Origin of the sequence: Vibrio sp. 16, from assembly GCF_963681195.1 — a bacterium.
GTDB classification, from domain to species: domain Bacteria; phylum Pseudomonadota; class Gammaproteobacteria; order Enterobacterales; family Vibrionaceae; genus Vibrio; species Vibrio sinaloensis_D.
The window spans coordinates 1,203,453-1,227,485 of sequence record NZ_OY808998.1; the positions used below are offsets into that span (position 1 = coordinate 1,203,453).

Below are 24,033 nucleotides of genomic sequence, written 5' to 3' on the forward strand. Positions count from 1 at the left end.
GTCGCCCCTTGTAACATGGTTATTTCAGTTTGTCCCAAGCCGACTCCCAATGTGAACCGACTCCCGGTTCATAGTGGTTGGCTGATGGCGACCACTGCACGCAGTATCCTGAGTACGGGAATGCTTTGCATTGATAGATGTTGCCATCATTCGCGAGTACTTTGGTTCCCGCCGCGTAGCTTTCCATGCCGTTAGGGAAAACATAGTCATAGTCTCCTGATGGCGGTGGTGTTTGCTCTTCTACTAAATGGAAGTCTAAAGTCTCTTGTTCTACCAGTGTGCCTTTGTCATCTTTGGTAACAACAACAAGCATGTGATGGCCAGGCTCTGATTTCGATAAAGCTAGTTCTATTGACTGAGCCGCCCCGTCTTCTAACTTGCCCGAGTACGAAGCCAATGACTCCTTGTGATGGTTGTACACCGTCAGTTCAGCGTTGAGATCACCTGTCGCCAAGAGTTCAAGGTTAAGCACGGTGGCATCTTCGGTCACAGTGTACTCATCTTGCAAGCCCTCAACACTCAAATCGAGCTCTGGTTCAGGCGTTACAATGTCATAGCCTATTTCAACACGCTCAAGTGAAGAGCCCGTTTTTAGGTAAATCGGGTTTGAACCATACACTGGGGCAAAAGCGCCATCTTCTTTGCGTTCACCAGAGCGGATGAGACTTTGCTCTTGATTGATTTTGTCTGCGAGAGCAAAAGACCACTGATTCGCTTTGCCTTGTTCTTCACTATCAATGACGATCTGCGTTCGGTAACTGATGTTTTCGCCACTTTGGTCAAATACGCGTGTAAAAACGGTATCACCGACGTTCAGATCCATGGTTGGATTGATCTGTCCACCTTGGCGCCAATCAGGATCAACAGGCAAATCCCCATCAAATTTCACATCAATAACGTTGTAAAAAGAGGCCGCCGTATCACCAACATCCCACACCGCAAGAATTACGTGGTAGCCCTCACGTGTTGGGACATCACATAGATGGCTGACACGTTTTGGTGGTTGCACCATATTGCCATCGACCACACAGAAAGGCTGTAAATCAAATGATTGACGAGCAAGCGGCTGATTTGGATTCCAATCTGCCTTGGTGATGTAGTATTTCCAGTCTTTTGTTACATGGTTGGCGGTAAACGTCCACTCAAAGAACTGTTGACCGGATTGAATAGGGCGCTTCACCCAGCGGCTGGCGGTTTGTTCATCTAATGCGGCGGCGAGAGAGGTTTCTGCGCTCGCAATTTTGCCATCACGGGGACCAGCTTCTGGGAAGCCGTCAGGCCCTTCGACACTTTGCGGTTCATACTGAATGGCACCGCATTGCGCATTCTTTTCGTTGGTGTCGCTGGTTGGGAATTTACATAGTGCAGCGCGGCTTGCAGCTACGCCGTTTTCATATGCCGAAACATAGCCGTGGCCAATGGCCGTTCCACTGACAGTGACTAGACTTAAAGCAATGAGCGTTTTTTGAGGGAGTTGATTCATCATCTATCCTTATACATTCGCTGAATAAAAAGATGACACCTTGGCATGATGGCACCCGACTTGGGTGGCGGTCCCGCTATCATAGACTTGAGTGAGTCGACAGACCGGAGACTTTGCGTCCTAACTTTTCAGATAGTTTGCCAGAAGTGCAGTTGAGCACGCGAAATGTAGTGATAGTTTTGTTTAAAAGCGACGATCTGATTGCGTTTGTGGAAGGGCAATCTCGCTTTGAAATTTCTGACATGAATTAACTTGATTATTTTTCAATGATAAGCTGAATAAAATATTGATAATCAATACTTTATTTCTCATTTATATTTGATCTGTGAATGATTTTCCCCGCTTTTATTCGTCGCGAATCCATGCCTGTTTTCTTCAATATCAACCAAACCTTTAAGCTCCGTTAACGCTGACCTGACATCCACTTGGATAAAAGTGCCGACAATTTATTGATGCTACCAATACAGGGAACAACAATGGAATTCACCGAACAAGACCGAGAAGCGCTTTACCAAACGTGGATGTCACAGAAATCGAAAATGCGCTTAACCCAAATGGAATTTGCCAAAAAACTGGGTATGAATCAGTTGACGTTCTCACAAGTTCTTCGTGGTGAGCGTCCGATGACGATGTCTTTTGTCAGCCATTTTTGTCGTCATCTGCATCTAGAGCCCAAACATACCTTCCCATCGCTAAAAGAGCACCGTGAAGCAGGCCCGAGAGTGGTTTACTTGAAAAGCAGAATGACCGTGGATGGTGAAATACAAAATGCCTACATCGAAGGTAATCAGGTTGTCGTGGAATACGCGCACACAGTGCATGATGCCTAGCCTGTGAAATAGGCTTTATCACGTCACACATTAGAGAGTGGCAGATGAACATGCTATGCTTGGCCAACTTAAATGAACCAGACTGTTTGTCATGCTCGAAAAAGAAAATTTGCTCAAATTAGCCAGAGTGCAAATGCCATTTGGGAAATACGCTGGGCGTGTCTTGATTGATTTGCCTGAAGAGTATTTGCTTTGGTTTGATAAGAAAGGCTTCCCTCAAGGGGAGCTTGGTGACCTCCTTAAGCTATGCCTAGCGCTAAAAATAGAAGGCTTAGATACCGTTGTTAAGCCTTTAAAGCACATGTAACCTACCAAAAAACTCTCCACTTAGAACGACTATATTGACTATGAATTTTGACATCGATGCATTGAGGCATCACCAACTGGTTGAGGATGGCCAACTTGAGGGGTGCTATATCCATCAGCCAGCAAAAAGTAGCCAACAAGATGATAAAGCTGTGTTAGCAGAGCGCCACGCGTTGGAAAAAATGGGGTATAGGGTTGTGCAAGTTAAAGCGAAAGGCAAAACAACAACGTTCGCTGAAGCAATGCAAAAACTCGCTAAAAACAGTGGGCATCACTTCAACTAATCAACATGTGGAATTAGCTTTAGCATCGTTACACACCCCAAGAACACTCCTATTAAAAAGAGTCCGACCGTTAAGGCTGACTCTTTTTTCCGCCAAATTAGCGGTTGAAATATCACATCAAACCTGCGAAAAATACCCAGCGTGAAGTGTCATATGGCCAACATTCACAAGAGGTTGGTTGTGAGCCCGTTGGTTAATCAAGGAGAGGTGAATGTCAGAGTGTGAGCAGGTGATTCAGGTACTGAAAAAGCAATTAAAATCGCACGGTGTGAATTACCAAGATGTCGCCAAAGCGCTGGATTTGAGTGAAGGTTCGGTGAAGCGCCTTTTCTCTAACGGTGGCAGCATGAGCCTTGAGCGTTTGTCTGCGGTGTGTGGCTTGATTGACCTGGAAATGACAGCGCTGTTTAAACTTGCCGAAGAAGAGAGTCAAAACCTTTCTTCATTGACTTGGGAGCAGGAAAAACAGTTAGTGGTGGATAAGGCGCTACTGCTGGTCGCCGTTTGTATCACCAATGGTTATCGCTTTGAACAAATCCTAACTCAATACAACCTCAGTGAGCCTCAGTTGATTCAAAAACTGGCGCACCTTGATCGCCTCAAAGTGATTGAGTTGATGCCGAGTAATCGCATCAAACTCAAGATCTCCTCCTCGTTTTCGTGGATTGCAGGGGGGCCTATTCAGCAGTTCTTCCAGCAGCAGGTCGTAAACACCTTCTTCCACACGCACTTTTCCAAAAATGACGAAAAACTGGTGATGGCGACAGGGTTGATGTCGTTACCTACCAATCACAAGCTCCAACAGCGGATTCAACGATTAGTGAAAGAGTTTTATGAATCGTGCAATAGCGACAACGAGTTAGCTATGGAGCAGCGACATGGCACCTCTATGGTGATTGCCATGCGTCGCTGGAGCTTCCCCTTGTTTGATGAGTTCGAAATAAAAGACGACGCGGAGAAAAGTCGTATCGGATAACACCTGCGGTAATAATATTTGCTACTTTGTTCGCTGATCTTTGTTGCTGCCTCTCCTTCGTGCAACCTACTGAACAGCCAGAGAAAGACTCTCTGATGACAGAAGATAACGGAGGCAACAATGTTGAACCGACTGAAAATGATTTCACAAACCGCCATCTGGAGCGTTTTGTTTATCGCTGTACTTATCGCTACGTTTTCATCAAAAGCGCTAGCTGCTGGATTACTCAAGCCCGTTGGCAGCCAATATAAAGATCTTCAGATCGAATCCCATCATGTTGATGTCGCAATTCAGGACGGATACGCAACCACGTCTATAGAACAAACCTTCTTCAATCCCAATGACTCTGAACTGGAAGCCTTGTACTCATTCCCTGTTCCGCAAAACGCCGTTGTGGGCGAGTTTATTTATTGGATCAATGGCTCACCAGTCATTGCCGAGGCGGTCCCTAAAGAAAAAGCCCGTAAGATTTACGACGACCAAAAAGCGCAAGGCAACGCCACAGCACTGACTGAAAAAGACGAATATAAAACCTTTGATATTCGAGTGTATCCAGTTCAGCCGCAGCAGAGCGTGAAGGTAAAACTCGTCTATATGCAAGATGCCTTGTTGGACCATGGTATCGGACGTTATGTCTACCCACTAGAAGAGGGCGGAGTGGATGTCGCTAAAAACAGCTTTTGGACCCGAAACGACAAAGTTGAGCAAGATTTTTCATTCAACGTGACATTACGCTCCGCTTATCCGGTGGATGATGTCAGGCTGCCAGCGCACCCAGCGGCAGTGATCTCCCAGCAAGCGGATGGCGAGCACACCACGTGGAAGGCAAACGTCAGCAACCACATCGCCGATGCTGTGCAAGAGGGTGAGTCTATGCAAACCGCTCAGGCTTCAATGAGGCTCGATCAGGACGTCGTTTTCTACTGGCGATTGCAAGATGGCTTGCCGGGGCGAGTGGATATGGTGGCGTACCGTGACCCAGAGTCATCTAAGCGCGGCACGGTCAAACTGACTTTTACTCCCGGTGATGATCTGACTCGCGTAACACAAGGACGCGACTGGGTGTTCGTGCTTGATAAGTCAGGTTCCATGTCTGGCAAATACTCGACGCTTGTGGAAGGCGTGCGCCAAGGCTTGGGTAAGTTGCCTTCAGAAGACAGATTCCGCGTTGTGATGTTCGACAGTAATACTTATGACTTAACGGGTGGATTTGTGGCGGTCAATCAGTCCAATATCAGCAAAGCGCTGCAAGCTGTCGAGCAGGTAGAGCCGAGTAATGGTACCAACCTTTACGAAGGAATGGCTGCTGCGATTCGTAAACTCGATGATGATCGTCCTACTGGCATTGTCTTAGTGACCGATGGTGTCGCAAACGTGGGGGTAACCGAAAAACGCCGTTTCTTTGAATTGATGGAAAAACACGATGTGCGACTGTTTACTTTCATCATGGGTAACAGTGCTAACACGCCGCTCCTCGTGCCAATGACCAAGTTGTCGAACGGTGTTGCGACCTCCGTATCTAACGCGGACGACATTATCGGTCACCTGATGAGCATGACCAGCAAACTGACACATCAAGCATACCGAAACATCCAGCTTGATATCGATGGCGTGAAAATTAAAGACTTGACGCCGGAGCAGATCAGCAGTCTATACCGTGGTGAACAATTGACGGTGTTCGGTCACTACTTCCAAGGCGGAGAAGCGGACATCAAGCTGACTATGGATATTGGTGGGGAATCGCGCGAGTACCGTACTAAAGTGATGCTGCCGGATACCGCAACTGAACATCCTGAACTTGAAAGAATGTGGGCGCTTTCAGCGATTCGTGACCTACAGGAGCAAATGGACTATCTGGAACAAAAAGATCGCGACAAAGAGCAGGCGATTGAAGATATTGCCTTGGAATATGGACTGTTAACAGATTACACATCGCTGCTTGTGGTAGAAGAAGAGATGTTCCAGCAACTGGGTATGGAGCGCAAAAACCAAGCGAGAGTACTAAAAGAACAAAGTGCTCGTGAGGTTAAAAAGAACAATCCAGTGAAACCAACCCGCGCTGACAAGAATCAGCCGACATTTAATCAACCGACACCCAGTTACTCCGGCGGTGGCAGTGGCGGCGGTGGTGGCAGTATAAACCTTGTTGTATTGCTGAGCATGATATTTTTGGTGGCCGGCCGAGGGGTAATAGCTAAAAAGCCGCGCTAATAAACACAGTTCAAACCGGATAGAGGCTGCGTAATTGCAGCCTCTTGCTTACAGTTTTTTGTTGTGAGGCTACGCAATGAGTTCGCGACTCTTAGGATTGTGAGTAGTTTGAGCCTCTTGTCCCTGATGCATCTACTGAAGCCAATCTTTCACTGATTATTGACGTAACTTGTTACATATCGCTGTAGAAATGGGCGGATTTACGCATGGATTTAATGCGATTTATTGCGTAACTCACTGAATGAGAACAAATGTCATTCACCTAATGAGTGGTTACAATTGCGTGCTAGAAAAAAGTCACTTCCATTGGCTAATATTTAATCAACAAGGAGGTGTGTATGAGACGATTCGAGAACATACTTTTTGCCACACAGGGATTGCCGGGGCACAGCGAAGCATTGGGTCAAGCGATCAGTATAGCCGCCAGTAATCGCGTTCCGGTTTCAGGACTTATCGCCTGTCCCGATTTTCCAAATACGCTTTTTCAGTACCAACAAAGCTATGAACACTCTCTGCACGAATCACTTCAGCAGAGCGTGAAAAATCTGCGAGAGCACTACAACATTTCACCAGAACAGGTTCCATTTCCATTGCGAGTGAAAGGAAGTGAACAACCAGCGGTTTGCATTATCCAAGAGGCGATTGCTCACCACCATGACCTGATCATCAAAGAGGCGGAACCACTCAGTGAAGGGGCTGAAGGTTTTAAAGCGATCGACATGACGCTACTGCGCAAGTGCCCTTGTCCGGTTTGGCTTCATCGCCCGGCATCTAAACCCAGAGATAAAAGGCGCATTGCCGTTGCGGTGGACCCGATGGCGGTTGGTGATGAGCAACAAGCACTTTCGCGTCGATTGCTGGAACTGTCTCGTTCGATTGCGGACACCTGTGATAGCCGGTTACACATTATTTCCTGTTGGGAATATTATTTGGAGAATTACCTCGACAACCATGTTTGGATCCAAGTGGAAGATTCACAGTTGTCGGAAGATATTTCAAAAGCAAAAACAAAGCACGAACAAGCATTAAAAAGGTTAATTGAGGATTCTGGTATTTCTGGTGAGTTGGTGATTCACCACTTGCATGGCAAACCAGATGATAAAATTCCAGAGTGTGTTAATGACACTGAAATAGATGTTTTGGTTATGGGGACTTTAGCCCGAACTGGTATTTCTGGCTTTGTGATCGGTAATACTGCCGAGAACATTCTCCAATCGATCAATTGCTCCCTAGTCGCCATGAAGCCAGAGGGCTTTGTCTCTCCCATTACGTAATCGAGAGTTCACTTTCGCTGAAAGAGCAACACCAAGGTAGACAGTAGCCCACAGGTTAATAATTATTTACTGGAGGATTGTATGAAGAAACTATGCCCTATTTGTCAAACTGAGATGCTTGAGCGATCTAACATTCACGTGTGCCCAAGAAATGACATAGGTGACTGCTCCTATGACGCTCTTAATGCGCTGAATGAAGAGTCGACTTTCTTCTTTGATCAGACTAACACCCATGGCGACCTGCGTTCTTACGTCTCTCCTGACAGTAAGTAGGTCTATCCATTGCGAAATTTATATTGAAATGGATGATGGTGACTTGAGTGTTCAGCGGTCTGCTTCAAAGCCTTCGCATTTTAGATAATCCGTTCACCTGTTTTGCTCGGATTGCCTTTCTAACACCCAAATCGACAATTGTGGTTGAAGCCTGAGGTATCAGGAGAGGGCGGTCTTTCCGTTGATTCTATGAGTCACCATCCAAGTGTGAACCTAACGAAATGGATGGCGATATTGAATAGCGTAATAGGGGACAAAAACACACAAGGCTCAAAAGATCGTTCGCTGGTTCTTATGATCTTTCCTTTGCTGCCAATGGTCATTTTCGTCTCGCTCATTAGCTGGTATGAGCCAGGAGGCGTAAGTTGGCAAGCGGCTTGGGTTCCGGGTTTAGATGTTAACCTGAGCTTCAAGTTGGATGGCTTGTCTTTCCTATTTGCATGTTTGATCAGCGGTATCGGAGCGCTCATCCAGATTTACGCACTGGCTTACCTGAAGGGGCATTCGTCTCGATTCTCTTTCCACCTGTACTTAACGCTGTTCATGTTAGCCATGCTCGGGGTTGTCACGAGCGACAATATCCTGCTTCTTTTTGTGTTTTGGGAACTCACTACCATCACGTCGTATCTTTTGATCGGCTTTAATCACGAGAAAGACAAATCCCGCAAGAACGCATTGCAATCTCTCATTGTCACTGGCGCTGGTGGCTTAGCGTTATTAGCAGGTCTGATACTGCTGGGTGAAATGGCTGGCAGTTATGAGATAAGTACCATCGTCGCGCAAAGTGCGCTGATTGCACAACATGAATGGTTTTTGCCTTCGTTGATTTTGATCTTACTCGGTGCGTTTACTAAATCGGCGCAGTTTCCATTCCACTTCTGGTTACCTAATGCCATGGCAGCGCCAACGCCAGTGAGTGCCTATCTTCATTCTGCGACTATGGTGAAGGCTGGGGTGTACTTGCTTGCCCGTGTATCACCTATCTATTCACACAGCGAGGTTTGGTTTTACACGCTCGGCATTTTTGGTGGCTTTACCGCGATATGGTGCGCGTTGCTGGCCCTAAAGCAAACCGATTTGAAGCTGATGCTGGCGTACAGCACCAACGTCGCATTAGGTAAATTGGTGCTATTGATAGGCATGGGGACCGAGTTAGCAATGATGGCCGCGCTGCTGTTTATCTTGGCGCACTCGTTCTACAAAGCAGCGCTGTTTATGGTGGTAGGTAATATCGATAAAGCGACAGGAACGCGTGATATTCGAATGCTGCATGGTTTGAAAGCAGTCCTTGTACTCAGTGTTATAGCCGCAATTCTTGCCGTCTTGTCTAAATCAGGTGTACCACCGCTACTCGGGTTCTTGAGTAAAGAGTACATGTACAAATCCGGTCTAGAAGTGAGTGTCATCCTAACTACGATATTCCTTTTGGTTAACGTCACCATGGTGGCATTGGCGTTGGCGCTGATTGTTAAACCTTTCTTCGCGACGTATGAAGGTAATCCCACGCCAGCCAAGAAAGTGGAAGCTAGTAAAGGGTTATGGATGCCAGCAATGCTGCTTGCCATAGCCAGTGTGCTTGCGCCGTTATTTGGCTTAGGGTGGATCAACAACAACGTGGTTATTCCGGGTGTTTTGTCGACCTTGCCGGACTCAGCACCACAAGCAGCCAAGCTGTGGCAGGGCGTGAATCTACCGTTGGCGCTCAGCGCATTAACTTTGTTACTCGGCTTTGTTCTGTATCGAATCTACCCAAGGTTGTTGGTTAGGTGGCAGCGTAATGTTCCTGTGTTGCCAACAGCAGAATCCATTTTCGACAAAATCATGTCTGGCATGATGCGTTTTGCGAAATGGCAAACGCGATTATTGCAGCAAAAGCGCTTAAGCCATTATGTGTTGTTGTTCTTTATCGTGCTGGCTGGATTGCTGTTGAGCAGCCCGTTAGTGGTCCCCCAAGCTCGTTTTGCTGCATTAGCAGACATTAGTTTCTACGAGATCAGCGTTGCACTGCTTCTCATTGGGGCTGCCTTAGTCTGCACCTTTACCACGTCTCGTTTGCTGGCGGTCTCCGCCCTTGGCGTGGCGGGGTTTATGACCACCTTAGTCTTTATGCTTTACAGCGCGCCAGATGTGGCGAAAACCTTATTGTTGGTGGAAACCTTGATGGTTGTATTTGTGGTGCTCTTGATACGCCACATCCCATGTTTATTGACGGTGCCGCAACATTCTGTACGTCGAAGATTACTGCATGGGGCGATAGCGGTTGTGATTGGTATGTCGGTAACGGCGTTGTTAATAAACATTACCGCACAACCTTTAGATTCCACTCTGGCTGATTTCTTCGTAGAGAATAGCGTTCCCGGTGGGCATGGACGCAACATCGTCAACGTGATTTTGGTCGATTTCCGAGCCTTCGATACGTTAGGCGAGGTGATTGTGGTCGTAATGGCGGGTATCGCTGCGGTTAGCTTGTTGAAAACGCACTATCACAAACGCAACCGCATCCGTTCCCTTATCTTTGCGACTACCGCACACATCGTTGCAGCACTGATGTTGGTGTTCTCACTTTACCTTTTATTACGAGGTCACAACGAGCCGGGGGGCGGTTTTATTGGTGCGCTGATCGCTGTGATTGGCTTTGCGCTACTGATGTTTGCGGAATCGCCAAAGTATGTTCGTGACCGCTTGTATTACGCGCCATTTAGCATTGCTCTGTTTGGCATCTTCTTAAGCTTTGTGGCTGGCCTAATGAGCTTTGCTTTCAATTTGCCTTTCCTAACGGGGTTGTGGTGGAAAGACATTTTGCCACTAGGCACACCGCTGATATTCGATGTCGGCATCTACCTCGCCATTATAGGTGGCGTGATGGGCATGTTGCTGCGCGTGAATGAGGAGTTGGAGTGATGGAAATACTATGGAGTCTCGTGGTCGGTGTGTTTGTTGCTGCTGGTGTCTATCTCATGCTTGAACGACACATCTTACGCTTACTATTCGGTTTGATCTTGTTGAGCAGTGCGGTGAACATCGCGATTTTCACTGCCGGACGTTTAACCCCCGGACAACCGCCATTGATTGAGGCAAATTCAGTGTTGCCACCAGAAGGTGCTGCAAACCCGCTTCCTCAAGCATTAATTCTGACTGCCATTGTGATTGGCTTTGGCTTGTTGGTGTTCGCATTAATGCTGTTTTACCGCGCATATTCAGAAGCGGGCTCGGCTGATGTGGATGCAATGCGACGTTCTGAGGAGGATGAATGACGACGATTTGGTTGACGTTACCCGTAGTTGTTTCACTTCTTACCGCAGTCGCCATCTTCTGCGCGAAGCGTAACAAAGCGCTGGTGGATGCGATAAGTGGCACAAGTGCATTGGCAACCTTGGTGATTGCAGCATTGTTGACGCACGATGTCATCAACGGTGGTCCACAAGCAGTGGCGTTTGGTCAATGGGCTGCGCCATTTGGCATTGTTTTTGTGGCGGATTATCTTGCCGTTGCCATGGTGATGGTGACGGCCATTATTGGTGTAGTGAGTGTGTTCTACGCCATGGGCGATCTGCAAGAAAAGGCGTCTTACGGCACGTTTCATGCGCTAATGCATGTCTTGTTGGCCGGCGTGTATGGCGCGTTTCTTACTGGCGACATTTTCAACCTCTACGTGTGGTTCGAGGTGATGTTGATAGCATCTTTTGGTTTGATGATCTTGGACGGATCAAAGCAACAAGTGGATGGAGCAGTGAAGTACGTGCTGCTCAATCTAATATCGACCTTGGTCTTCTTGCTCGCGATTGGCTTGCTCTACGGTGCTGCAGGGACTTTGAACCTCGCAGATTTGCACGCCAAAGCCGCACTGGTTCCGTCAGACACCAAAACCTTGCTCGCGGTACTGTTCCTATTCGCGTTTGCCATTAAAGCGGCGTTATTCCCCGTTTTTGCTTGGCTGCCTGCTTCTTACCATACGTTGCCAAGCGCAGTTGTCGCACTGTTTGCAGCGTTGCTCACCAAGGTTGGGGTGTACGCCTTAATCCGTGTGTTCACCTTGATTTTCCCGCTATCAGAAAGCGGTTGGCAGCCAACTTTGATGTGGGTGGCAGGGCTTACGATGTTAACTGGCGTATTGGGGGCAGCGAGCCAGTACGACATTAAAAAGATTCTCTCTTTCCATATCATCAGCCAGATTGGTTACATGATCATGGGATTGGCGATCTACACGCCGCTTGCCATTGCGGGTGCGATTTTCTACATCGTGCACCACATCATAGTGAAAGCAAATTTATTCCTGATTGGTGGCTTTATCGAGTGTAAATATGGCTCGGGCAATCTGGGGCAATTAGGCGGCGTTTACAAAGCCATGCCTTGGCTCGCTTTCTTGTTTCTCATTCCTGCCTTCTCTTTAGCGGGGTTTCCACCTTTGTCGGGTTTCTGGGGCAAGTTCCTTGTCATCAAATCTAGCTTGCAAACTGAGTTGTATTGGCTTGCTGGAGCCGCGCTGTTAGTGGGCCTGTTAACGGTGTTCTCGATGACCAAGATCTGGAACGAAGTATTTTGGAAAAAGCCCCTACAAACACTCAAAGCTCAGCCAATGAACAAGTACACAAAAGGATTGTATTGCGTGCCAATAGCCACATTGACCACCTTAAGTTTGATTATTGGTTTGGCTGCCGAGCCTTTTTACCAATTTGCAGAACTCGCCGCAGAGCAGCTGATAGAGCCACAAGCTTACGTAAAAGCGGTTCTTGGAGAGAGTGCGTTGGCTGACAGTGCAATATTTGACAGCGAAATAGCTGCACGAGTGGCATTGAATGCATCGGGAGGGAGTCAATGATTTATCTTTTTTTGAATTTGTTTCTCGCTCTAGCATGGATGCTACTAAACGGTAACTACACCAGTATCGATTTCATTATCGGTTTCATTGTTGGCTTTTTCGCTCTACGTCTTAGCCAGCCGTTTGGGTTGAAAACCAGTTACTTCCGTCGTTTCCACGCGTTGATAGGTCTTTTTCTATTCTTCTGTTATGAGATGGTGATTTCGGTGGCTAGAGTTGTTTGGGACGTGGTCACGCCAACCCATTTGAGTGACCCAGACATTGTTTATGTACCGTTAGATGTTGAGTCAGATTTAGAGATCTCGTTGCTCGCCAACATGGTTTCACTGACTCCGGGAAGCTTGAGCTTAGATGTCACGCCAGATAAGCAACACATGGTGGTGCATGCGATGTTTGCCCCCGAACACGAAAAGGTAATTCGAGAAATCAAAGACGGCTTAGAAAAACGGATTTTGGAGGTGACGCGTGGCTGATGGATTACAGGTAGCTAGTTGGTTACAGATGAGCATCACATTCGCTTATATTGGTTTGTTGCTCAGCGTCGTGATGGCATTCATTCGTTTGATTCTTGGTCCAACCTTGGCCGATAGAGTGATAGCGCTTGATCTGATTTCATTCGTAACAGTGGGCTTTATCGCCGTTTATACCTTAGATAGTGGACAACAATCCTTGTTGGATATTGCTATTACACTCGGTTTAGTGGCTTTCCTTGGGACGATTGCGTTTGCAAGGTTGATCTTCAAAAGAAAAGGAGAAGTGTAATGGACATTATCGTAGGGGTTTTACTTTGTCTCGGAACCTTGTTTACGCTCATCGCGAGCCTTGGGATCTTGCGAATGCCCGATCTTTACACGCGAATGCACGCTGCAACCAAAGCCGGCACGGTGGGCTTGGCTTCGCTGTTATTGGCGGTGGCGATTGCGATACCGGATATCACGGTGATTTCACGAGTGATTGGCACAATGCTGTTTATCTTTATCACCGCACCAGTAGCGGCACACTTGCTGGGTAAGGCGACGCAAGAAAGTGGTTATCAAATCTGGAGAAACAACAAATAGCTAAGTAATTTGGAGATGAGCCGCTCTTCTACGACTTATTAGACACTAGTGTGCTAGATCACGCATTGTCTCGACCCGTGACATTTAGAGTCATGTTAAGAGAGGCTGATTATTATCGCTAACATCCTTGGGCTAAATAGCATAATATACACGCCCTTTACCTAGCACTGAGCCACTTATCGCAATGACAGATAAAACACAGCAAGCGACCTTTGCCGATCTCGGCCTGATTCCAACCTTAGTCGAACGACTTGAGGAGTTGGAGTATCTTCAGCCAACCCCAATTCAATCTTACGCCATTCCTCACGTACTTGAGGGCAAGGATTTTGTTGGTGGCGCTAATACCGGTTCTGGCAAAACTGCTGCGTTTTCGTTGCCTATCCTACAAAAGATTCTCGAGCAAGGTGATTCAAACCGCTCTCGCGGTAACTTCGTTTCACACCTTATTCTTGTCCCAACTCGTGAGCTAGCATCACAGGTTGCGTACAACGTGAAATCCTACTCGTACCACCTTCGAGATAAGGTAAAAACGGTGGCTGTATTTGGCGGTGTATCGGTGAATCCTCAAATGTTGTCCCTTCGTGGTGGGAGTGACATCATCGTCGCCACACCAGGTCGATTGCTTGATTTGGTTTCGAGTAATGCCATCAAGTTGGACCAAGTGAAAACGCTTGTTCTCGATGAAGCCGATCGTATGTTGAGCCTTGGGTTTACCGATGAGCTTAACAAGATTCTTGCGCTGCTTCCTGAGAAGAAACAAACACTGTTATTTTCCGCGACTTTCCCTGAAAAGGTGACCACCTTGGCTCAACACTTGTTGAGTGATCCCGTTGAAGTTCAGCTGCAAAGTGCCGAAGCAAGTACCTTGGTACAGCGCGTATTCAGTGTGAATAAAGGTGAGAAAACGGCGGTATTGGCGCATCTAATCAAAAAGCATCAATGGCGACAGACTTTGATTTTCGTGAATGCGAAGAACGCCTGTAATCACTTGGCTCAAAAACTGTCAAAACGTGGTATCACCGCGGAAGTGTTCCACGGCGACAAAGGGCAAGGTGCTCGTACTCGTGTTCTTGATGGCTTTAAGTCGGGTGAGATTCAAGTGCTGATTGCGACAGATATTGCAGCGCGCGGTCTCGACATCGAGAAGTTACCCGTGGTGATTAACTTTGATCTTCCGCGCAGTCCAGCTGACTATATGCATCGCATTGGACGAAGTGGTCGTGCAGGTGAAGTTGGTCTTGGTTTGTCTTTGATTGATTATGATGATTATCATCATTTCAAAGTGATCGAAAAGAAGAATAAGTTTCAGCTTGAGCGCGAGCAGGTTGAAGGGTTTGAGGTTGAAGACGATCAAAGTGAAGCTTACTTCCTGCCTATGAAGCCACGTGCCAAGCCTGAAGGTACAGGCAAAAAGAAGAAGAAAAAGCGCACTGAATAGTTTTAATGTTAGGGAGGTGAGCCGAATTGGTGAGCGCTCCCTAAACAGAAAAAGCGCCTTGCTTGATGTACAAGTAAGGCGCTTTTTTGTATCGCATTATCGACGTGGTGGGCGTCCACGAGGTGAGCGTTTTTTGTATGCTGACGCCGCTTTGGCTTGCGACTTCAAAATGGAGTCTACCGTAAGGTGCATTGGCTCCTTAGGTTCAAGGCCATGAGGAAACGTACGCGCTCTCGGCGGCAAGTTATATTCCTCTGCACTTGCGCGTGGCATGCGTTTAAAACGGTAGAGGTAGAAGTTTTCTAACTTTTCTCGCGCCCAATCGGTTTTCTTCAAATACTTTACGCTGCTTGCAATAGAAGGCTTTGTGTTAAAGCAGTTGAAGCGCATTGCTGTATCTAAAATGTCCCAGCCATAAAAATCCACCAACTCTTGCAACATTGTTTCAAGTTTTAACCCATGCAGTGGGTTGTTTCGTTGCAGTTCGATTCGCTCTTCGTCAGTCATCATTTTTGGCGCCATACTCATTAAAGGGCGGAGTTTAGCAGAGTCTATCGTTCAGAGGTATTGATAGTTGCTACTCAGCCCCCGAAGCGAGTGGTATTTACGCTTTTGGAGGCTATCAAAAACTCATAGCATTACCCTATTATGTCGTGCTTCGTTCAATGAGCTTCACAGGCACCATCATTTTTACCAAGCTGCTGTTTTTGTTGTTGATTTGATCAACGATGATTTTTACGCATTCACGGGCTAAACGGCGGAAGTCTTGTCGGAAAGTCGTCAATTGATAGCTCAACCATTCCGTTTGAGGGATATTATCGAAGCCAATGACTTTGAGATCTTGTGGAATGGTTAACCCGAACTCAATCCTTGCGATATCCATAACAGCCATTGCAAGGTTATCGGTTGCGCAAAAAACAGCTTGAGGGCGATTCTTGTCAGCCAGCATAGTTCGCACTTTATCAAGTGAACTCGCGTAATCGTAGCTTGCTTCGATGATGCGCGGTGTTTTACCTGTTAAATCTTCAAATTCTGTGCAGAAGCCACTTTGGCGTTCGTCGTTGGTAAAGGTTGGTACTTCACCAGTTAGGTAAACTGCGTTTTTTACCCCACTTTCGTGCAGCAATTGTGCGGCTTGTTGTCCTGCTTCGTAGTTGTCACTAATAACATAACTGCTCTTGGTGCCCTCTACGACTCGCGCGTACTGAACAATAGGGATATTGAACTCTTCACACTCTTCGTACAAAGATTTATTAAACGTTGCAGAAGCGGCAATGACGCCATCAACACGATACTGGAAGATATTGGGAATCGAATGATTGTCTTCGTCATCCACTTGCCACGGAATCAATACCGCAGAGTAACCCTGCTTTTGCAACTCGGTAGAAATGAGCTGGAGGGTTTTCATATGAATAGGGTAGTCGGCGTCGGGAAAGACCAAGCCGATAAGTTTCGATTCATTGGTTGTTAAGCTACGTGCAAACGCATTTGGGCGATAATTGAGTGCTTTTGCCGCTTCAAATACCTTGGTCTTTGTCTTTTCAGAGACGCTGCTTCCCGGAACAAATACGCGTGAAACAGTAGATTGAGAGACACCAGCCAACTTGGCGACGTCTTTGGAGGTGACGGTTTGTTTTTCAGCAGACATGTGTGCAGATTCATACGATGTTAAACTGCACATAGATTACCATAAATAGGTACGTATTCATCTACATAAAGAGTAATCTTTCAGTTAAATAAAGGCTGGAAAAGGTTTTGGTTTTGTCATTTGGGTTAACCCAAAAAGAGAGTAGTGGTCAAAAGACGTGCTTCAAGCAAAAAGCCTTACCATAAAGTAAGGCTTGAATGGATGGCGTTTGCGATAAACGCATCAAGCGGCGTTCCCAGAAGTAGTAACGAATACTAGCGACGAATTGATCGTCGCTGTTTACAAACTCACTGCCTTCAAACCAATTGGGAGCAAATCGCTTAAACCGAAAGGGCGATCTAAGCGATATTGAGGCGGGTTAACGGCCCGCCTTTCGGACTTACTATAGTGATGGGTTTAGGATGCTTGATGTGCGCTCGAACACATCTAGACCTTGCTGTTTTAACCAGTATGGTAGGTCGATCAGTACCCAGTTCTCAGACAGCTTGTCACCGTCACGGTAGTAAACGTCAACGACTTGCATGTCTGCACGAACTTCGCCGCCCGTCATACCTAGGAAACCACCGATTGGCGTGTTAGATAGGTTTGGCCAGCCAAAGAAACAAGAGAAGTTACCTTCAGCGAAGCGACACACGTGGCCGTTAAACTTCTTGTCTTTTAGGTTGTTGCGGAACGGCAATTGGTGCTGCTGTTGGTAGCGAGGAATGGTGTAAGACGCGCCGATACCACACGGGCCGTACCAGATCATGTCTTTAGACCAGCTCTTCTCTAGTACTTCTGGTGGGCAGCCCATTGCGCCGCTGTCGTTGAGTGCAGATAGGTCATCAACCATCTTGTTCACAAGTGCCAGTGTTGCTACGCCTTCTTCTGGTGCTGCGTCTTCAAACAGTAGGCCATCATGGTTACGAGGCCCAGGGTAGACGAAATGCTTACCTGTTGACGGCGGCAATGGGTAACAACCCGCTTGATCCATCACACCTAGTAAATCCAGGAATAGGCCAGTCTTAGTGATCTTGCCATTTTCAACACAGTTAAATTCTGCGTAGCGGATGTTCATGATCTTGCCTGTTGGGCGCATGCCTAGGTATTCAGCGTCGAACAGACCCATGAAGTGACCCATGCTCATTACCCAGATTTCACCAGAAGTGACTTCGTTTTCGCCACCGATGAAGATGTCTTGGCGACGCTGCATACGTGTCATTGATTTCATTAGAGGAGACCAGAACACGTCAGCTGCTGCTTGAGCGCCTTCTTGCTCACGGAATGGATAAACACCGCGCCATAGGTAATCTTCAGACGTATGCGCTTTAAGAACTTCAGCTACGTTCTCGTGAGTCGCGTTTTCCATAGCGTCGAAGTAGTTGCGAACAATACGCTTAGCTTCTTGATATTTAGACATAATAAACTCTCTTTAAGTTGCCGAGTCAGCAAGGTTGGAACAGGACTCGAAATTGATTTGTTGTGCCGACTGACTCTTCAGTCGGCTAAATTGGACTAATTAAGCAGTCGCTGATTGCACTTTCTTGTTCTTGTCGAACACGCCGCCTTTCAGTGTTTCTGGTAGAGATAGCCATAGTAGACCTGCAACGATCCAAACGATTGGTGAGCCCCACATTGCGGTTTGCAGGTCGGTACGTTCTTGAATGAAGATAAGTACCATTGGCGCGAACATGCCGATAATACGTCCACCGTGGAATAGCGCGGCACCGAAGCTGCGTAGGTGTGGAGGGAATAGCTCTGAGAAGTAACCACCCCACACCGCAGAAGCAGATAGGCCGAAGTTGTAGATAAGGCCAAGTAGAGCCAGCATGTTCAGGCTGCCGATCATCACGTCACTTGGTGCAACAAAGAAGATTGAAACCATGATACCCGCAAGGATAAAGCCGAATGCGTTGACTTTACGGCCGAATTTATCTGCGATTGCGCCCCATACCCAAGCACCAAATAGCGAACCAAATGCCGAGATAGAGAAGATCAAGCCGATAGTTGCGCCATCGAACTGACGTACTTCCTTCAAGTAAGTGGTTACGAAACCAGAGAAGAATTGGTAACCGTAGAAGTTAAGACCAGCAAGCAATAGACACGTAATCGTGATCATACGGTACGGCTTGCTCAGCATTTCGCCCCAAGAACCGGTTTTAACTTCTTCAGTTGATGACTCACTAGCTTGTTGCTGCTCTTCTTCACCGTAAGCGATCACTTTTTTGTCACTTGGAAGAATGAAGATCATAATTACTGCAGCAGCAAGAGGCGGCACACCACCTACCCACATTAGACTTTGCCATGGTGCATCAACACTTGAAATAAAGGCGGCGTAAGCCCCCATAGCCATAAGTGCAACGGAGAACATTGAAGAGGCGAAAGCGGTTAGTTTGCCGCGAACAGTTGGTTTAAATAGGCCGATCATCATACTTACTGCAACGGTGAAGTAACCACCTAATGAGGTACCCACGATGAATCGCATCGCCGCCCATGTTGCATAGTCAGTGAACATCATGTTGATGATGGTCGCACCACCATTTAATGCTGTGATGACGATAAGTGTGTTCTTTTTACCAAACTTAGTGGCAAACCAAGCGCAGGAAAGGGCACCGATAAGAGCACCTAGCGATTGCCAGGTGTAAAACTGGGCAGTGTCCGACAAGCTAATACCATCATACGCTTCAACTATGTATGGGCGTACGTAGTCAATAATTACAAAGTTATAACAATAGAAAAAGTATCCGACTAGTATCGCTAGATACGCAGCTACTCTTTGAATCATAGGAACTTCGCTCATGTGTCTTTTGGCAGTCATGACCGATAAACCTCTATTTATATTGGATTTTAAATGTATAAAGACTAAATAGTTCGGATCTTTTCTTGATCTAATCTCGTCTCTCTTCGGTAGTAATGATAATTTTATTCCTCGCTAATGATCCGTGATCAAAGTCAATTTTAAAATGAATGCGTACCCATTTTGGTGTTTTTGGTGATCAAGATCCCGCTATCGTGGTGTTGGAGCTGTTTTGAGCATAAATTCATCTATATTGGTGATAATAATCACAGTTACTGCGATGTTTTGGAAATGGAAAGCCAGTTTTCAGTAGTATAAAGCCTGATTTAAGGCGTCCAGAAAAGATCGGAAATCCAAAAATGGTTACGTACTCAAGTTTGATTGTCATTGCTGTATATATAGCAATCACCATATTAATTAGCTACTTAGTGAATAAGCGATACCGCGTGGGTGGAGACTTTTCTACGGGTGGCAAGCAGTTTGGGTGGTTTACCGCAGGGGTCTCAATATTAGCAACTTACATTAGTGCGATGACATTTGTGGGCATGCCAGGTTGGGTGTATAGCTCTGGTATGGAAGCGATGAGTGTCCATCTCAACTATCCGATTGTGATCTTTTTTACCGTTGTCTTCTTTGTTCCGGTTTTCTATAAATTAGGGTTAACGTCAATTTATGAATATCTTGAACATCGATTTGGCGTTTATGCCAGAACCATCAACTCCATTGTCTTTATCGTGGTGCAGTGTATTTCGGCGGGGGTGATCCTCTATGCGGTTGCGCTTATTTTGGTTCATGTATTGCCCATTCGCATTTCCGAAGCCATCATCTATATCAGTATTTTTACAGCCTGCTATACCTATGCGGGTGGTATTTCCACAGTAATTTGGACCGACATGCTGCAGTCTGCGGTTTTAGTTGCTGGTAGCATCGCAATCTTTTTCATCCTATTACTCGATATTAATGCCGCTGAGCATTTGTCGCGTGATCACCTTGATATCATCAACCTAAATTTTGATTTAGGCGTGGATACTACACTCTGGGCTGGGGTGGTTGCGGTGAGTTTTTTACATTTAAGTGTGTATGGAACCAATCAGTTGATCATTCAACGCACGCTAGCAACTAAGTGCGAAAAAACTGCGCAAAAGTCGATGTTGCTGTGTGGTTATGGGGCTTTTTTCATCTATTTGTTTTTTGCCTTGATAGGTGTGTTGTTAAGTGTTTTCTATCAAGACCAATCATTTGAAAACAGCAATGAAGTCATCATTGACTTTGTATTCAATCATACCAACTCTATCGTTGTTGGTTTGATCATCTCAGCGTTGGCCGCCGCCGCGATGTCAACACTTGATTCAACCTATAACTCAATGGCAACGGTTGCGACATTCGACTTGTATAAACGTTTTGTTCGCAAGAATGCCGACGCTAAACACTACGAAAATGTGGCGCGTAAAATGAGTTTGCTAGCAGCAGCGCTAGTGGTCGTTCCTGCATTGCTCGCGGTTTCCAATGAATCGGTACTCAAAACCATCGCCAGCTTAACCTCCATTTTTGTCGGTATTCGATTAGGCTCGTTTGTGTTAGGTCTGTTTTGGCCGAAAGCAAATGAGAAAGGAGTGATTGCAGGCAGTATTGCAAGCGTCATAGTAGTCTTTATCGCAAGGTATTTGGATATTGCTTGGCCTTGGTTTGCACCCATTGGAACGATCGCATTTCTAGTGTTTGGCGCGCTTGTTAGTCGTCGATGGGGCTCGGTGAGCGCTGAACAACAACTCTTTATCAACAATCAAAAACATCTCTTTGCAAAGCCAACGGCGAGCCACTATGGGTTGTTGGCGTTCGCAGCCGCGACCATCGCAGCTTGTGCGGTGCTTCCTGATTGGCTTTATGCTGCACTGTCTTAATGGGTAAGTTTATGCTGTCTATCTTTGATATTTACAAGATCGGTGTGGGGCCTTCGAGTTCTCACACCAACGGACCAATGATTGCGGGATACCATTTCACGCGCTTAATTGAATCTAACTTGGAAAAAGTGACTCGTATTCAAGTGGATCTTTATGGTTCGCTTTCACTCACTGGAGTTGGTCACCATACGGATCGTGCGACGATTCTGGGTTTGTTAGGCAATAAGCCCGATACGATTAAAATTGCTTCGGCCAACCGAGCGATGCGCAAAGCTGTCGATGAAAAGATATTGTCGGTCAATGGTCGCCATGACATCGAGTTCAACTACAAATCGGATATGCTCTTCCGCCAAGAGAACTTACCTCTGCATGAAAATGGTATGACGATTACCGCGTTCGATGCACAAGGTGAACAAATTGGATTTGAAACCTATTACTCGATCGGCGGTGGTTTCATCGCAACGGCGGATGAAATGCAAAATGGCAGTTCGACTGCTCCAGTAGAGGTCGAGTTCCCATTCTCTAGTGCAGACGAAATGCTGGTACAAGCAGAGAAGAACGGTATGAGCTTAGGTGGCATGATCCTGCAAAACGAACTAGCGTTTCAGGATATGGATGCCATTAATCAACGTGCAGAACAGATCTGGCGTGTCATGACTCGCTGTATGGAGCGTGGTTTCGAGACAGAAGGGATTTTGGAAGGTGGCTTGAACGTGACCCGCCGCGCGCCAAACTTGCTGAAGAAGCTTGAAGCAAATGCAGCAATCGAAAACGATCCGATGGAAATCATGGATTGGATTAACCTGTTTGCTTTTGCAGTAAGTGAAGAAAACGCAGCGGGCGGACAAGTGGTAACGTCACCAACCAACGGTGCGGCTGGCGTTATTCCTGCGGTATTGATGTACTACCATCGCTTTATCAAACCGCTTGATACCAAACAGCTCAAAGACTTTCTTGCCGTGTCTGGTGCGATAGGCATCTTGTACAAAACCAATGCGTCAATCTCTGGGGCAGAGGTTGGTTGTCAGGGGGAAGTCGGTGTTTCCTCTTCCATGGCAGCAGCAGGGTTGACCGCACTTCGTGGTGGTAGCAACGAGCAAATTTGTATTGCGGCTGAGATATCCATGGAGCATTCACTAGGGATGACGTGCGATCCTATTGGTGGCTTAGTTCAAGTGCCGTGTATTGAGCGCAATGCCATGGGGGCAATGAAAGCGATCAATGCTTCTCGCATGGCATTAAAGCGTAATAGTAAATGTTTGATCTCGTTGGATAAGGTGATTGAAACCATGTACCGAACGGGCAAAGACATGAACAAGAAGTATCGGGAGACCTCATTGGGAGGGTTAGCGCTTATTCATCTTTCTCCGCCGTGTGAGTAGTCTTTCACTACTTTACGGGATTGGCTCGGTGCGTTTGAGTTGTTTTAAACTAATTGGCTTCACATTTTACTTTAAGCTTATTTGGCTAAATATGATCCTACTATCTACACTAAAGTACTAACAATAAAGAGAAAGCAAATGACGCTTTCGTATCGTGCTAGTAGGAGAAAGTGTTGTGACAATGGAATCCAGCACCGTACTCGTCATTGATGATCAACCGGTAGTAAGACATACACTATCACTGTGCTTAAACAACTTGGGTATCGGCCAAGTCGTGCAAGCGCAAGATGGCCAAGAGGCGAAAAGCAAGTATGTAGACTATGAGTTTGACGTTATTTTTTGCGATCTAGACATGCCGGTCGAAGATGGTTTTGAAGTGCTCCGCTTTTTAGGTGATCAAGAGTATCAAGGTTCAGTCATTATCATCAGCAGTCAAGAGCAAGAGGTGTTAGCATCAACCTCGAATCTTGCGAGATTGTACGATCTCAACATCATAGGCTGCGTTGAAAAACCGATCACTTTCCCTACTGTTCAGTGTCTTTTCAATACTATCCAGAAACGCGCCTCAAAAAAAAGTACTACTAAGAATTTGCCTATGTTGAGCGAAAGTGAACTTCAGGCAGCCCTCCAACATGGTCGCCTGGAAGCCTATTATCAGCCCCAACTTTCTCTTAGTAGTAAAAAAGTGAAAGGTCTAGAGATATTAGCTAGGCTGTTTGATCATAATGGAGCCTTAATTTTTCCTGACCGATTTATTCCCACTGCTGAGCAATCACCTTCGTTGATACTTGCAATGACAAAGCAGATCATTGAATTTGCGTTGCTAGACATATCAAACCAGTTTGAACACCTGTCAAAACTCACATTTGCGTTCAATATCTCCGGTAAAGTATTAGAAGACCGTGATTTCCCCAAGTGGTTGAATCGTGTTGCAAGCAAATATGAAATTCCTCATGAACAGATTGTTTGCGAGTTAACAGAGACCGCAATCAGCACCGACCAGACCACCATAGACGCGCAAATGTTGAGATTACGAATTATGCGATTCAAGCTCTCAATCGATGATTTTGGTACGGGTTACTCTTCGATAGCTAAGTTGCACACCATTCCTTTCAACGAGTTGAAAATAGATAAAAGTTTCGTCGTCGACTGTTTGTCTAACACAAAGTCTGCTGCCATTGTCGAACAGAGTATCAAAATGGCAAAGGCGATGGGTATTGAAGTTGTCGCGGAAGGGGTAGAAACCGAAGACGTTGAAGCGTTTCTAATTGGGTCAGGCTGTGGGGTTGGACAGGGTTACTTGTACGCCAAGCCGATGCCACTCGATTCTGTCATAGAGCTGATTAAACAAGGCTGAAACCATAAAGAGAAAAG

The 24,033-nt window shown here is 46.4% G+C and carries 22 protein-coding genes and 1 riboswitch; of the genes, 17 read left to right on the forward strand and 5 right to left on the reverse strand.

From position 1 onward, the window contains the following. Nucleotides 1–19 precede the first annotated feature (19 nt). Nucleotides 20–1,483: an N-acetylglucosamine-binding protein GbpA gene (gene gbpA / locus U9J37_RS19710; protein ID WP_043887226.1), complete on the reverse strand. Its 1,464-nt coding sequence runs from the start codon at nucleotides 1,481–1,483 to the stop codon at nucleotides 20–22. Nucleotides 1,484–1,546: 63 nt separating this feature from the next. Continuing rightward, nucleotides 1,547–1,635, reverse strand: a riboswitch (cyclic di-GMP riboswitch). 324 nt (nucleotides 1,636–1,959) lie between these two features. On the opposite strand from gbpA, the gene U9J37_RS19715 reads away from it, so the two are divergent. From U9J37_RS19715 to U9J37_RS19780, 14 genes are all read left to right on the forward strand, one after another. Further along, nucleotides 1,960–2,313 (forward strand): helix-turn-helix domain-containing protein, encoded by a 354-nt coding sequence (locus U9J37_RS19715; RefSeq protein WP_005474660.1) that lies wholly within the window; start codon nucleotides 1,960–1,962, stop codon nucleotides 2,311–2,313. A gap of 91 nt (nucleotides 2,314–2,404) precedes the next feature. Then, on the forward strand, nucleotides 2,405–2,620 hold the full coding sequence (locus U9J37_RS19720; protein ID WP_005474634.1) for a DUF3820 family protein: 216 nt from the start codon (nucleotides 2,405–2,407) through the stop codon (nucleotides 2,618–2,620). 40 nt (nucleotides 2,621–2,660) lie between these two features. Beyond that, nucleotides 2,661–2,903, forward strand: coding sequence for a hypothetical protein (locus U9J37_RS19725; protein ID WP_005474598.1), 243 nt, complete (start codon nucleotides 2,661–2,663; stop codon nucleotides 2,901–2,903). Between the two features lie 211 nt (nucleotides 2,904–3,114). Beyond that, nucleotides 3,115–3,879, forward strand: coding sequence for a helix-turn-helix domain-containing protein (locus U9J37_RS19730; protein WP_005474663.1), 765 nt, complete (start codon nucleotides 3,115–3,117; stop codon nucleotides 3,877–3,879). Between the two features lie 120 nt (nucleotides 3,880–3,999). Beyond that, nucleotides 4,000–6,090 carry a VIT and vWA domain-containing protein gene (locus U9J37_RS19735; RefSeq protein WP_005474672.1) on the forward strand — a complete coding sequence of 697 codons (2,091 nt, stop codon included), beginning with the start codon at nucleotides 4,000–4,002 and terminating at the stop codon, nucleotides 6,088–6,090. Nucleotides 6,091–6,428: 338 nt separating this feature from the next. Beyond that, complete coding sequence (locus U9J37_RS19740) at nucleotides 6,429–7,364, forward strand: universal stress protein (protein ID WP_005474689.1); 936 nt, start codon at nucleotides 6,429–6,431, stop codon at nucleotides 7,362–7,364. An 81-nt stretch (nucleotides 7,365–7,445) separates the two neighbouring features. Next, nucleotides 7,446–7,637, forward strand: a complete 192-nt coding sequence (locus U9J37_RS19745) for a hypothetical protein (RefSeq protein ID WP_083794680.1) — start codon at nucleotides 7,446–7,448, stop codon at nucleotides 7,635–7,637. A 294-nt stretch (nucleotides 7,638–7,931) separates the two neighbouring features. Then, a complete protein-coding gene (gene mbhE / locus U9J37_RS19750) occupies nucleotides 7,932–10,538 on the forward strand; it encodes a hydrogen gas-evolving membrane-bound hydrogenase subunit E (protein WP_043887235.1) in 2,607 nt (868 codons plus the stop codon). Continuing rightward, entirely contained in the window at nucleotides 10,538–10,891 is a 354-nt protein-coding gene (locus U9J37_RS19755) for a Na+/H+ antiporter subunit C (protein ID WP_043887227.1), read from the forward strand. Before mbhE ends, U9J37_RS19755 begins: the two co-directional genes overlap by 1 nt. Continuing rightward, nucleotides 10,888–12,456 (forward strand): proton-conducting transporter transmembrane domain-containing protein, encoded by a 1,569-nt coding sequence (locus tag U9J37_RS19760; protein WP_005474627.1) that lies wholly within the window; start codon nucleotides 10,888–10,890, stop codon nucleotides 12,454–12,456. Before U9J37_RS19755 ends, U9J37_RS19760 begins: the two co-directional genes overlap by 4 nt. Beyond that, a complete protein-coding gene (locus U9J37_RS19765; RefSeq protein ID WP_043887228.1) occupies nucleotides 12,453–12,929 on the forward strand; it encodes a Na+/H+ antiporter subunit E in 477 nt (158 codons plus the stop codon). Before U9J37_RS19760 ends, U9J37_RS19765 begins: the two co-directional genes overlap by 4 nt. A 28-nt stretch (nucleotides 12,930–12,957) precedes the next feature. Next, nucleotides 12,958–13,218, forward strand: a complete 261-nt coding sequence (locus tag U9J37_RS19770; protein WP_005474632.1) for a cation:proton antiporter — start codon at nucleotides 12,958–12,960, stop codon at nucleotides 13,216–13,218. Then, on the forward strand, nucleotides 13,218–13,514 hold the full coding sequence (gene mnhG / locus U9J37_RS19775; RefSeq protein WP_043887229.1) for a monovalent cation/H(+) antiporter subunit G: 297 nt from the start codon (nucleotides 13,218–13,220) through the stop codon (nucleotides 13,512–13,514). The genes U9J37_RS19770 and mnhG overlap by 1 nt, the downstream gene beginning before the upstream one ends. 184 nt (nucleotides 13,515–13,698) lie before the next feature. Beyond that, entirely contained in the window at nucleotides 13,699–14,952 is a 1,254-nt protein-coding gene (locus tag U9J37_RS19780) for a DEAD/DEAH box helicase (protein ID WP_005474687.1), read from the forward strand. Nucleotides 14,953–15,048: 96 nt separating this feature from the next. On the opposite strand, the gene U9J37_RS19785 is transcribed toward U9J37_RS19780, so the two are convergent. The 4 genes from U9J37_RS19785 to U9J37_RS19800 form a co-directional block, all read right to left on the reverse strand. Then, nucleotides 15,049–15,462, reverse strand: coding sequence for a VF530 family protein (locus U9J37_RS19785; protein ID WP_043887237.1), 414 nt, complete (start codon nucleotides 15,460–15,462; stop codon nucleotides 15,049–15,051). A 136-nt stretch (nucleotides 15,463–15,598) separates the two neighbouring features. Next, nucleotides 15,599–16,600, reverse strand: a complete 1,002-nt coding sequence (locus U9J37_RS19790; RefSeq protein WP_005474603.1) for a LacI family DNA-binding transcriptional regulator — start codon at nucleotides 16,598–16,600, stop codon at nucleotides 15,599–15,601. A gap of 382 nt (nucleotides 16,601–16,982) precedes the next feature. Then, nucleotides 16,983–17,999, reverse strand: a complete 1,017-nt coding sequence (locus tag U9J37_RS19795; protein ID WP_005474666.1) for a nuclear transport factor 2 family protein — start codon at nucleotides 17,997–17,999, stop codon at nucleotides 16,983–16,985. A gap of 99 nt (nucleotides 18,000–18,098) precedes the next feature. Then, entirely contained in the window at nucleotides 18,099–19,397 is a 1,299-nt protein-coding gene (locus U9J37_RS19800; protein WP_043887230.1) for an MFS transporter, read from the reverse strand. Between the two features lie 338 nt (nucleotides 19,398–19,735). On the opposite strand from U9J37_RS19800, the gene U9J37_RS19805 reads away from it, so the two are divergent. The 3 genes from U9J37_RS19805 (at nucleotide 19,736) to U9J37_RS19815 (ending at nucleotide 24,016) form a co-directional block, all read left to right on the forward strand. Further along, complete coding sequence (locus U9J37_RS19805) at nucleotides 19,736–21,277, forward strand: sodium:solute symporter family protein (protein WP_043887231.1); 1,542 nt, start codon at nucleotides 19,736–19,738, stop codon at nucleotides 21,275–21,277. An 11-nt stretch (nucleotides 21,278–21,288) separates the two neighbouring features. Continuing rightward, nucleotides 21,289–22,659, forward strand: coding sequence for an L-serine ammonia-lyase (locus U9J37_RS19810; RefSeq protein WP_043887239.1), 1,371 nt, complete (start codon nucleotides 21,289–21,291; stop codon nucleotides 22,657–22,659). Nucleotides 22,660–22,840: 181 nt separating this feature from the next. Beyond that, nucleotides 22,841–24,016 carry an EAL domain-containing response regulator gene (locus U9J37_RS19815; RefSeq protein WP_005474657.1) on the forward strand — a complete coding sequence of 392 codons (1,176 nt, stop codon included), beginning with the start codon at nucleotides 22,841–22,843 and terminating at the stop codon, nucleotides 24,014–24,016. Nucleotides 24,017–24,033 lie beyond the last annotated feature (17 nt).

Excerpts from the sequence above, each read along its gene's own strand:
- gbpA (WP_043887226.1), bottom strand. The coding sequence starts at position 1,483 with ATGAATCAACTCCCTCAAAAAACGCTCATTGCTTTAAGTCTAGTCACT.
- U9J37_RS19715 (WP_005474660.1), top strand. The coding sequence starts at position 1,960 with ATGGAATTCACCGAACAAGACCGAGAAGCGCTTTACCAAACGTGGATG.
- U9J37_RS19720 (WP_005474634.1), top strand. The coding sequence starts at position 2,405 with ATGCTCGAAAAAGAAAATTTGCTCAAATTAGCCAGAGTGCAAATGCCA.
- U9J37_RS19725 (WP_005474598.1), top strand. The coding sequence starts at position 2,661 with ATGAATTTTGACATCGATGCATTGAGGCATCACCAACTGGTTGAGGAT.
- U9J37_RS19730 (WP_005474663.1), top strand. The coding sequence starts at position 3,115 with ATGTCAGAGTGTGAGCAGGTGATTCAGGTACTGAAAAAGCAATTAAAA.
- U9J37_RS19735 (WP_005474672.1), top strand. The coding sequence starts at position 4,000 with ATGTTGAACCGACTGAAAATGATTTCACAAACCGCCATCTGGAGCGTT.
- U9J37_RS19740 (WP_005474689.1), top strand. The coding sequence starts at position 6,429 with ATGAGACGATTCGAGAACATACTTTTTGCCACACAGGGATTGCCGGGG.
- U9J37_RS19745 (WP_083794680.1), top strand. The coding sequence starts at position 7,446 with ATGAAGAAACTATGCCCTATTTGTCAAACTGAGATGCTTGAGCGATCT.
- mbhE (WP_043887235.1), top strand. The coding sequence starts at position 7,932 with ATGATCTTTCCTTTGCTGCCAATGGTCATTTTCGTCTCGCTCATTAGC.
- U9J37_RS19755 (WP_043887227.1), top strand. The coding sequence starts at position 10,538 with ATGGAAATACTATGGAGTCTCGTGGTCGGTGTGTTTGTTGCTGCTGGT.
- U9J37_RS19760 (WP_005474627.1), top strand. The coding sequence starts at position 10,888 with ATGACGACGATTTGGTTGACGTTACCCGTAGTTGTTTCACTTCTTACC.
- U9J37_RS19765 (WP_043887228.1), top strand. The coding sequence starts at position 12,453 with ATGATTTATCTTTTTTTGAATTTGTTTCTCGCTCTAGCATGGATGCTA.
- U9J37_RS19770 (WP_005474632.1), top strand. The coding sequence starts at position 12,958 with ATGAGCATCACATTCGCTTATATTGGTTTGTTGCTCAGCGTCGTGATG.
- mnhG (WP_043887229.1), top strand. The coding sequence starts at position 13,218 with ATGGACATTATCGTAGGGGTTTTACTTTGTCTCGGAACCTTGTTTACG.
- U9J37_RS19780 (WP_005474687.1), top strand. The coding sequence starts at position 13,699 with ATGACAGATAAAACACAGCAAGCGACCTTTGCCGATCTCGGCCTGATT.
- U9J37_RS19785 (WP_043887237.1), bottom strand. The coding sequence starts at position 15,462 with ATGATGACTGACGAAGAGCGAATCGAACTGCAACGAAACAACCCACTG.
- U9J37_RS19790 (WP_005474603.1), bottom strand. The coding sequence starts at position 16,600 with ATGTCTGCTGAAAAACAAACCGTCACCTCCAAAGACGTCGCCAAGTTG.
- U9J37_RS19795 (WP_005474666.1), bottom strand. The coding sequence starts at position 17,999 with ATGTCTAAATATCAAGAAGCTAAGCGTATTGTTCGCAACTACTTCGAC.
- U9J37_RS19800 (WP_043887230.1), bottom strand. The coding sequence starts at position 19,397 with ATGACTGCCAAAAGACACATGAGCGAAGTTCCTATGATTCAAAGAGTA.
- U9J37_RS19805 (WP_043887231.1), top strand. The coding sequence starts at position 19,736 with ATGGTTACGTACTCAAGTTTGATTGTCATTGCTGTATATATAGCAATC.
- U9J37_RS19810 (WP_043887239.1), top strand. The coding sequence starts at position 21,289 with ATGCTGTCTATCTTTGATATTTACAAGATCGGTGTGGGGCCTTCGAGT.
- U9J37_RS19815 (WP_005474657.1), top strand. The coding sequence starts at position 22,841 with ATGGAATCCAGCACCGTACTCGTCATTGATGATCAACCGGTAGTAAGA.